The 9,377-nt window shown below is 54.7% G+C and carries 6 protein-coding genes; 2 read left to right on the top strand and 4 right to left on the bottom strand.

Annotated features, from left to right (window positions below):
* The 4 genes from H6F80_RS10615 to H6F80_RS10600 form a co-directional block, all read right to left on the bottom strand.
* Positions 1-958, bottom strand: a 958-nt coding sequence (locus tag H6F80_RS10615; protein ID WP_190791525.1) for a DUF790 family protein, incomplete at its 3' end; no start/stop codon positions are given.
* Positions 959-1,120: 162 nt separating this feature from the next.
* The gene (gene mutL / locus H6F80_RS10610; RefSeq protein WP_190791524.1) at positions 1,121-2,815 is read right to left on the bottom strand and encodes a DNA mismatch repair endonuclease MutL; all 1,695 of its coding nucleotides are present in this window, start codon (positions 2,813-2,815) and stop codon (positions 1,121-1,123) included.
* Between the two features lie 44 nt (positions 2,816-2,859).
* Positions 2,860-4,131 (bottom strand): glycoside hydrolase family 10-like protein, encoded by a 1,272-nt coding sequence (locus tag H6F80_RS10605; RefSeq protein ID WP_190791523.1) that lies wholly within the window; start codon positions 4,129-4,131, stop codon positions 2,860-2,862.
* 169 nt (positions 4,132-4,300) lie between these two features.
* Positions 4,301-4,738 (bottom strand): hypothetical protein, encoded by a 438-nt coding sequence (locus H6F80_RS10600; RefSeq protein ID WP_242067277.1) that lies wholly within the window; start codon positions 4,736-4,738, stop codon positions 4,301-4,303.
* Between the two features lie 567 nt (positions 4,739-5,305).
* Here H6F80_RS10600 and H6F80_RS10595 point away from each other — a divergent pair.
* Positions 5,306-5,950, top strand: coding sequence for a hypothetical protein (locus H6F80_RS10595; protein ID WP_190791522.1), 645 nt, complete (start codon positions 5,306-5,308; stop codon positions 5,948-5,950).
* A gap of 114 nt (positions 5,951-6,064) precedes the next feature.
* The gene (locus tag H6F80_RS30760) at positions 6,065-9,292 is read left to right on the top strand and encodes a DUF4912 domain-containing protein (RefSeq protein ID WP_190791521.1); all 3,228 of its coding nucleotides are present in this window, start codon (positions 6,065-6,067) and stop codon (positions 9,290-9,292) included.
* Positions 9,293-9,377 lie beyond the last annotated feature (85 nt).

The following is a 9,377-nucleotide window of genomic DNA, read 5'->3' as shown; positions in this document are numbered from 1 at the left end:
TGCCGGGAATCGGAATTAGATCAACTTCGCGTTCCAGCTTCCATTCAGTCTTGAGCGAATCCCAGCGATCGGCAAAGGAAAATTCCAGCATACTGTCGTAGGGTTTTCCGGCAGGGTAGTGGCTCACCAGCCCGCAGGTATCAGCAAGGGTAAACCGCCGCAGCTTTTCCTGTTTGGAGTAGGGGTCTTTTAGCAGCAGATCTGCCGCCAGATTCCATTTGGTGACGTGCAGCAGCGCAGGGATCAGCTTGGCAATGTCGAGCCCATAGCGGTTACTGGGTTTAAACAAGCTCGTGGGACCGTCGATCGCGATCGTAAACCCATGATCGGCATCGCCTTCGATATAAGTCATCAGCCCAAACAACTTTAGATAGCGAAACAGCAGCTTGTACTCGCCCGGATCATTGCGGTGCGCGTTGATCCGAATCTGGCTGGCTTTGTAAAACACGCCCTGCACCTGAGATAGGTTATAGCGATGCAGCAGGGCTTCGGGTTCGGGTGGCTCAAACTGGGTCAAAATCCGATTTTCGTTCAGGTCGGCATACAAGCCCGATCGCACTTGATCAGTTAGCACTTCATAGCCCAATTCGAGGCTAAGCTGGGTGGCGATCGTGGCTAGCGTCTGGTCAGCAGCCTGAGGCAAAGAAGCCGAGCGCGCTGAGAGGGCAAACACTTTTTGCCGCAATGCCTGGGGATCGAGCGGACTGACAATTTCAAACGTGCTAAACGCCTCTGCCCGCAGCAAATGAGCCAAACCGCGCTTGATTCGATAATCAGTATTCTCGCCTTCGAGTTCCTGAAGCTGGCGATCGAGTTCGCTCTGGGGCTTGCCCTTAGCTTCTCGAAAGACCGTAATTAAATCCGTCGCCATTGCCAGATGCTTTTTGTCGATCGGCAATCGCTTGGGCTGGAGTTCTTCGCCGCTGTGACGGTGGAGCAGGAGATCGGAAGGGAGCATGATTGGGGTTTAATCGAATAATTTCTGAGTCCGATTCTGAGCCATAGCAGTTCAGCTGCATTGCTAACTGGATGAATAACCGTGCAGTACAAACGATCGGTTTTATTACCGTATCATATTCAGATTTTGAGGTTAGGTTGCACAGAGCCTTCTCAAGCAACCTCAAATCCCATGACTCTTGCCAACTACCCAGTGACGGCGGAAAAAGCGAGACAGGCTGGATTCCTCAAGCGGCAGGAAAATCGGGCGACCGTGGGGACAGGTGCGCGGCTGGCGGGTTTGCTGCCACTGGTCAATCAGCTGCTGCATTTCGGGTTCGCTCAGGGGTGTGCCGTTGCGAAGGGCGGCTCGACAGGCAGTTGCCACCAGTGCCGCTTCCAAATTGCCGCCCAAACTCAGTTCGACGATCGCCTCCGCACAGTCCGATCGCGCTGCCAAAATTTCGGGAACGGTTCGCACTGCCCAAAGTCGATCGCCAAAGGGTTCAGTCTCAATGCCAATGCGCTGAAGCTGCTCAAGCTGTGCGGGCGAAAGTCCTTCGAGCACCAGGGGCGGATCGAGCGTTACCATCTGCCAGTGGTTGCACAACTGCTCATAGAGAATTCGCTCGTGGGCGATGTGTTGCTCCACCAGCCAAACCCCAGTCGGATGTTCCACCAGGACATACATTTTGTGAATTTGGGCGATCGCCTTTAAGGGAATCAGGGGAAGTTCGGGTTCGTGGGAGCCAGGAGCCGGTTCGGGTTGGAGATTCCCATAGGAACCGCCTACTTCTGCTGCTTTGATGATTTGTCCCAGTGCCGCCGAGTAGGCTGTATCGGGGAGGGTCGCTTCACTCAGGCGCAGTGCCCGCTCGATCGCCTGCATAATTTGTTTTTGCCAGCGATCGAGATGATGCAAATAAATTTCTGCTTTGGCGGGGTGGCGATTCCAGTCGATCTGCTCTGGGGTTAGCCGCAGATGCACAAAGCACACCGGAAACCGATCGCGGGGCAATGTCCGCCGAAAGCTGGCAAGAACGCTCTGCTCCAGTTCCGGGACGCGCACCGTCCGCCCATTCACCGCAACTTTGATCCAGTCAGGGCGATGGCGATGGCAGCGATCGGGCAAGCCCACAAGCAAATAGAGCGAACCGTTTAGAAAAGCATCTTCCGCTCCATACTTTTCGGGCAGATGCAGCTTGAGATCCTGCAAATCGCCTAACTGCACATCGCGCAAAAACTGCGGCAATATCTGACGAGTCGAAGCTCCGCCGCTAATGGCAAACCAGAGGCGATCGTTTTGTTCAACATGCCAGGTGACATGGGGATGACACAGGGCAAGCTGCTGGATGGTGAGCTGAATCAGGCGCAGCTGCTGAGCCAGAGACGGCAATCCCTGACGGCGTGGGAGCCATCTGCCGAATAAATTACTAACGGTGACGATCGTACCGGGCGCAAGGGCGATCGCTTCTGCCTGGAGTGGTTCTCCCTGCGGACTGTAGCTGATTCGCCATCCAGCATCTTCTTCAGGAGAACGGCTGCAAATTTCCAGGTCGGCAAGCTGAGCCAGACTGTGCAACGCCTCGCCCCGAAACCCCAAACTGCTGATTTGCCACAGGTCAAGGCTAGTCTGAATTTTGCTGGTGCTATGGGGCTGAGCTGCCTGCTCCAGATCCGCCAGAGACATTCCGCCCCCGTTATCTGCCACCCGCACCCGCCAGCGCTCCGCCCAGATAGAGATGGTGATTCGGGTTGCGCCTGCATCCAATGCATTTTCTGCCAGTTCGCGCACCACTGCCGCCAGCGAGTCGATTACTTCACCCGCCGCAATCAGATGCACAACGTCATCGGGAAGCAGTTGAATCTTGGAAGTCATGCCCCCCAGTGTAGGACATTGACAGGGGCAGTGTGGGGCAACTCCTACCCTCTTCCTGGTCTTATGGCCGGATTCGGGAAAAGACTCTGAAGCGAGCCATCTCGATCGCCCAACGTTTCATAAAAGAAGAAAGAGACTCCGGCAAACCGTCGATCGCGGGTGACGCGCACCTGATCGATAATGCTCTGGGTCTGGACGGGGCGAATTCTTAAGCCTGTGAGAATGCCGATGCCGACTGGAATTCGCTCACGGACGCGGCGGAGTTCGGGGCGATCGAGTTCGCTCAGGAAGCGATTGAGGTCGGTGCGGTAGACCTGCACGATCAGTTCATCGATGAAGCCGAGTCGCTGCCAGCTATACCAGTCTTGCAAATAGTTCTGATAGGCGAAGTCTCTGGGATTAGGCGACAGAGACACCAGACAGTCGGGCTTGCGGGTTTTGACGGCCGAATAGATTTTGACCATCAGATCAGAAACTTTGCCTGCCCGCCAGCGCATCCACTCAGTGTCGCGGGGGTTGGTGGGCGGCATTTTGCCTGTTTCCTGCTGATAAAGCTGCTTGGTGTAGTTGTCGTAGCCCAGCTCGGTGGGTGTGCCAAAGTGATCGTCAAACTGAATGCCGTCGATGTCGTATTTCTCAACCACTTCTGTGACCAGATCCACTAGCAGCTTTTGCACTTCAGGATGGGCGGGATTCAGCCAGACTGATTGATCTTCGCCGTGCATATTGAAAGTTTGGCTGCCGTCTCGCCGGCTCAAGACCCACTGCGGATGACGCTCTACCAGCTCAGAATCTGCCGGAGCCATCAAGCCAAACTCAAACCAGGGAATCACCGACAAGCCACGATTATGCCCAAGCTCGATCGCCTCTGCCAGCATATCCCGATCTTTGAATGCCGGATCGGGGTCAACTTTGATGCTCGTTGCGGCTTCTACGACTTTGCTGGGGTAAAGCGTGTGCCCACTCTGCCAGACAGTCGGATAAACGGTGTTGAAGTTGAGCCGTTCGAGTCGCTGCATTGCCCGCCGCAGGTTGTCTCGCGAAAACAGCACATCGCTATCTACATTGGTAAGCCAGACGCCCCGGATTTCGGTGGGGGGAGAATTGGTGATTCGGGCAGCCTGAACCGACTGAGCCGCCGCCGCGATCGGAAACTTGAGAATCAGGGCGATCGAAAAGCCGATTCCCAGAAATGTCACCCATCGCAAACGATGTAGCCTGCTTGCTAGCTGAAACGGGCGGTTTAGAAACTGACCCTGTTGAAACTGCCGCTTCAGCCAATAAGCGACTTTTGCGAGACTGACTTGATTTCCCATATCACCCACTCACCCACCTTAAAAAAGCAATCAAAGAAAAGCAACCGCCTCAAGAGGATAGGACATGAGGGGAGGCACTCGTCAACAGGGGAGCGATCGAACCGAGGTGCCTGAGATTACATGGTGGTTTTATCTAGAGGTTTATTTGGGAGTTTATTTGGGGGTTTCTCTAGCGACTGCAAACCCATTTCCAGAGCGGGTGACTCTTCCCCTTGCGCCGGATTCGCAGCACTTGTTTTTCGAGCCGTTTGCGCTCAGCAATGGGCAACTTCCAAAGCACATTGCGGCTTTGCCAGACTAATGTTGAAACCGTCATTCCAAGACAAATCACCAGCCCAAAGGTGGCAAGTCGATTGTAAGCCAGCCCATACCGAACCGCAGTCCAGGTGAAATAATCCCGCCACAGCGCAAACTCCGATCGCAGACTCCAGAGACACAGAGGGGCGATCGTCAGCCAAAGTAGCCCAACGAGCAGCCATCTTGCGTAAACGGTGAGCCGATGAAGCCGCTGAACCTGCTGCTCAAACTGCGGATCATGCTTATTGAAGTCTTTCGGTTCTGACCCGGAATCGCCGGATGTTGGCATCAAGTCTTCGTTTCTCGCCATACTAATTTGCGTGCTTTAATTCCGGGTTTTCGACGGTTGTTTCGCTGTTTCCCGAAGGAGTAATTTAAGGAGTAATCACTGTTTCTATTTCAGCCCAGGGCTGATAAGACTGCGGGTACTAGCAAGAAAAATTCATTTGAGTTTCCTGAATCACAACCCAGAATCTTTTCAAACCCAGAATCCTTTCAAAACCCAGAATTCGCTCCATACTGCACAAATGAAATCAATTTGATACATTTGTACTAAAATTATTTTCATATCGTTGAACATCCTGCCTCGTACTTCTTAGAACTGGTTTGAAAAGGAGTAGATGCCCTGCATTGCCCCTAAATTTTCCAATGCTGGGGGCCTTTAAAGCCAGAAAAAAGCTCAGTTCCCTCCAGTATTGACCCACCAGGAACGGTTCGAGTTAATTTCACAGAAAACCTGGCTCCTACTAAGGGGTCAAAGTTTCCCAAGTTAGGGATTCAGGGGGCAATGTAGAACCTTTTCACACGACTCAAACAGCCTCTTACCAGCAGGTTCGTTTTGTAATTCAAGCTCATTTTGTAATTTGGGAAACTCCCTATGAGCGTTGACCAAACCTCGCAGCTCATTCAACTTATGCTGAACTCCGTGCTGATGATGGCACTTTGCGGCAGCCTTGCGATCGGTCTCATAATTCGGCAAAGGGCGATCGTCTCTCAACTGCGGCTACTCAAGCCTCTGTACGAAGATGCAGCTACTGGGCTGCGGCTATTTCCCCCAGAGCGGTTTTTGCAGCTCAAAGCCCAGCTTCGCCTGCTGCGCCGTCACTATCGGCTAATTCGCTTTGCCTGCTGGAGCGCAAATAGTGCGCTGGTGCTGTGTGCAGGCAGTACGCTCTTGCTGGCTCTCCGCACCCTGGTTTTGCTAAATCGGCTAATTCCCCTTTCGCTGCTGCTGTTTACGTCCGGTGCTGCCCTGCTGTTGCTCGGTATTGTTCTGGGATGGTTAAGCCTGATGGAGCTGAATTTTTTGGAAGACAAACGAGAGCCTGAACCCAAACCCGAATTTAAACCGGGACGCAGCCGCTCACTTCTGCAAGAACGAGAAACTAGCTCTGCTCGACTTGTGCTTCGCGCAACTCCAAAGGAACCGCTGCCTGCTTCTCTGCCAATGTCAAATATCAGCACTGCCCAACCCGCATCGCGCTCGCGGCCTCGCCATCAGCTAAAGCCACCTAAAGCATGAGCATTTTTTTGCAGCGCGTTAACCGATCGCAATCCTTGACAAGGGGCTATATAATCAGCACATCTTTTGCAAAAGTTAACGTAATCATCGGGTTGGCTCACCTTATCTTTATCCATGCTGCAAGGTAAAACTTCCTCGGTTTTCACGCTGTCGCTGCTGTTGACGATCGCTGCCCCCACCTGGCTTCCGGCAGTCCTCTTCACGGATCCTATCCTGGCGCAGTCTGCCCCCACCTCGTTCCCTTTACTGGATTCAGTACCGCGCGGTACGACGATTCGAGTAGACGGCTCGGACAGCATGGCAGGGATCAACCAGGCACTCAAGCAGAAATTCGAGGCGCAGTATGGCGGCACAGCGGTGAACCTTGCAACCGAGGGAACAGCAGCAGCCCTCAAGTCGGTTTTAGACGGAACGAGCGACCTGGCAGCGATCGGGCGACCCTTGACTCAAGCAGAAAAAGCGCAGGGACTTGTCGAAGTACCCATCACCCGCGAAAAAATTGCCATTATTGTCGGATCTAATAATCCGTTCCAGGGCAGTATTACCTTTGAGCAGTTCGCCCGCATCTTTCGCGGAGAAATCACCAATTGGTCACAGCTCGGCGGGGCACCCGGTAGAATCCGCTTCGTAGACCGACCCGACAGCAGCGACACTCGACAGGCATTTCGCAACTACAAAGCGTTTCAGGGCGCACCGTTTAGGACAGGCAGCACTACCACTCAGGTCAGCCAGGATAGCACCACTGCAGTCATCGCCAGGTTAGGACGTGACGGCATTAGCTATGCGATCGCTAATCAGGTGGCAGATGAGCCAAGCGTGCGAATTTTACGAATGCATCGCACACTGCCCAACGACCCCCGCTATCCCTTCTCTCAACCGCAAAGCTACGTCTATAAAGGAACGCCCAGCGCGGCAGTTCAAAGCTTTCTGGGGTTTGCCACAGCTCCGATCGGTCAGACGACGATCGATCAGGCAAAAACCACCGGTCAGGCAAAAACCGCAGAAGCAAAGGCAGTTGCAGCAACAGCCGGGGAAACGGCAACAACGGTAAATCCTGCATCCAGCCTAGCCACTTCTGCAACGGCAATCGCCACCGCTTCGCCGGCCGCAGTCGTTCCTGTTACTGCTTCTTCAGGGGCAACAGGCACAGATCCAAACACCGCCGCAGGAACCACGGAAGCTGCCTCGCCAACCGCAACTAACCCAGACCCAGCCGCAGGAACCACAGGACCAGCCGCAGCCGATCCGGCAATCGCAATCGCGAATCGTACCGGGGGTTTAGGTTGGCTGCTGCTTCCGCTCGCGCTCCTGGCTGGGCTGCTGTTGTGGCGATCGCGCCGCAGACCCTCGGAAGCTGCCGATCGTCCTGCCAATCCGGTGATTTCGCCTGTACCATCAGGGACAAGCACATCGAGCACAGGCACAACGCTGGCACAGCGCACGGGTTCCGTCGTCTCTGCCGATCGCCTGGAGCTCATGAACGATGCCCCTGGTGGAGCGGTTGCCCCTCGATCGGGGGAGGCTGCTGCTAAGACAGAAATCACAGCGATCGATCCTGAAATGGTGGAAGAAATTCCTTCAGCAGCGATCGATCCGGCGATTCCGAGTGCGGCGATCGATCCGGCTTTGTTAGGCGGGGCAGCTCTGGTAACAGGAACGGGTGCGCTGTTTGGCTTGTCCGAGCTTCGCGATCAGTCAGAAAATGCCTCGGATGTGATCGAACTCAATCCCCTGGAAACTGAGCCTGCTTTGCCTGAATCCACAGAAACGGCCTTGCCGGCCCAGGAAATGGCAGCCGAACTCGTAGCACTTCCATCACCTGAAGCAGTAGCGCAATTTCCAGAAGCTATCGTTGCCGAAGAGGAAATGGCAGCCGAACTGCTTGCAGAACGAGACGCCACAGAAGGGGCTGAAACAACGATCACCTCCCCGGTGTCGCCCAACCCCGCTGCCCCACCTGATGCAACAATTCCCGTAGCAGCCGCTACCGCCGGAATGTTTGTGGCTCAGTCGCGCCTAGCGATCGAAGAAACCCAGGAAGAAGAATTGCAGTCGACGATCGAGGCAGCCAAGTTCTACATGGGGCAGCCTGACTTGTCGAGCGAAGAACTGGCAACCGTGGACGCAAATTTGCCTGATCTGCCCGGAGGCTATGGCGAAAGTCGGATTGTGCTGCTGCCCCGCGACCCGCAGTGGGCTTACGCCTATTGGGACATTCCGGCAGAGCAAAAGCAGTTAGCTCGACAACAGGGCGGCAGTCGATTTGCCCTTCGGTTCTACGATGTCACCAATATTGATTCCAATCGCCATAATCCGCATAGCCTTCAGCAGTACGAATGCGATGAAATGGCGCGAAATTGGCACATTCCGGTTCCGCTAAGCGATCGAGACTATATCGCTGAAATTGGCTATGTCGCCGAAGACGAACGCTGGATGATGCTGGCGCGATCGCAGCCTATTCGCATCCCACCTGTTTATCCATCGGACTGGTACTCCGAGCAGTTTCTCACGATCGATTGGCAGGCAGACCTGCGCGACAAAGCGTTCCTGGAGCTTGTGCCGCCGGGTGAACGCAAAACTTTTAACAACCCTATCTACGATCGCATCTTTGGCTTGACCGAATCTGCAGAGGCACAGCGCGTCGCCGGATCGCTCTACGGCTCAATGCAGCAGGTTCCTGAGCAGACAATCAGCTCGTTTGCATCGGGAGCCGGACTGTCAGCCCGTAGCGAATCTGGCATTGGCATGATGTCCGGTGTAGGAATGTCCGGCGTGGGGATGTCGGGCGCGGGAATGTCAGGTGTGGGACTGTCAGGAATTGGAATGTCCGGCGCGGGAATGTACACGATGTCGGGCATGGGAGTAATGGGGATGTCGGGCGTGGGAATGTCGGGCGTCGGGCTTTATACCTCATCCGGTGTGGGAATGTCAGGAGTGGGAATGTCGGGAATGGGAATATACACCCCTTCCGGCATGGGAATGTCGGGCGCAGGAATGTACACGATGTCGGGCATGGGAATGTCAGGCGTAGGCTTTTCTGCCTCTATGCCGCCGATGCGTCCGCGTCAGTTTTGGCTGATTGCCGATGCCGAACTGATTGTGTATGGCGCAACCGAACCCGATGCTACCGTCACGATCGCAGGTCGCCCAGTGCAGCTCAATCCAGACGGCACATTCCGTTTCCAGATGTCTTTCCAGGACGGTGTGATTGATTTTCCGATTTTGGCCGTTGCCGTTGATGGCGAACAAACGCGATCGGTTCACCTTAACTTCGAGCGCAAAACGCCTTCCCGCAATACCAACACTAAGGAAGAGGCGAGAGATGAGTGGTTTCCAGGCTAGATCGGTGATTTCCGGCTTAGTTCGAGCAGGAGAAGCATAGAGGATGCGCCACCCCGCAGGGGTTTTACCCCTGTACACTGCCTTG

Source organism: Leptolyngbya sp. FACHB-711 (genome assembly GCF_014695615.1).
Taxonomy (GTDB): domain Bacteria; phylum Cyanobacteriota; class Cyanobacteriia; order Elainellales; family Elainellaceae; genus Leptolyngbya_A.
Note: the sequence above shows the minus strand (reverse complement) of the source record. Positions and strands in the feature narration are given on the sequence as shown.

What these genes read in the sequence shown, in the direction of transcription:
- H6F80_RS10600 (WP_242067277.1), bottom strand. Translation starts at nt 4,738, where the DNA reads ATGGCGAGAAACGAAGACTTGATGCCAACATCCGGCGATTCCGGGTCA.
- H6F80_RS10595 (WP_190791522.1), top strand. Translation starts at nt 5,306, where the DNA reads ATGAGCGTTGACCAAACCTCGCAGCTCATTCAACTTATGCTGAACTCC.
- H6F80_RS30760 (WP_190791521.1), top strand. Translation starts at nt 6,065, where the DNA reads ATGCTGCAAGGTAAAACTTCCTCGGTTTTCACGCTGTCGCTGCTGTTG.
- mutL (WP_190791524.1), bottom strand. Translation starts at nt 2,815, where the DNA reads ATGACTTCCAAGATTCAACTGCTTCCCGATGACGTTGTGCATCTGATT.
- H6F80_RS10605 (WP_190791523.1), bottom strand. Translation starts at nt 4,131, where the DNA reads ATGGGAAATCAAGTCAGTCTCGCAAAAGTCGCTTATTGGCTGAAGCGG.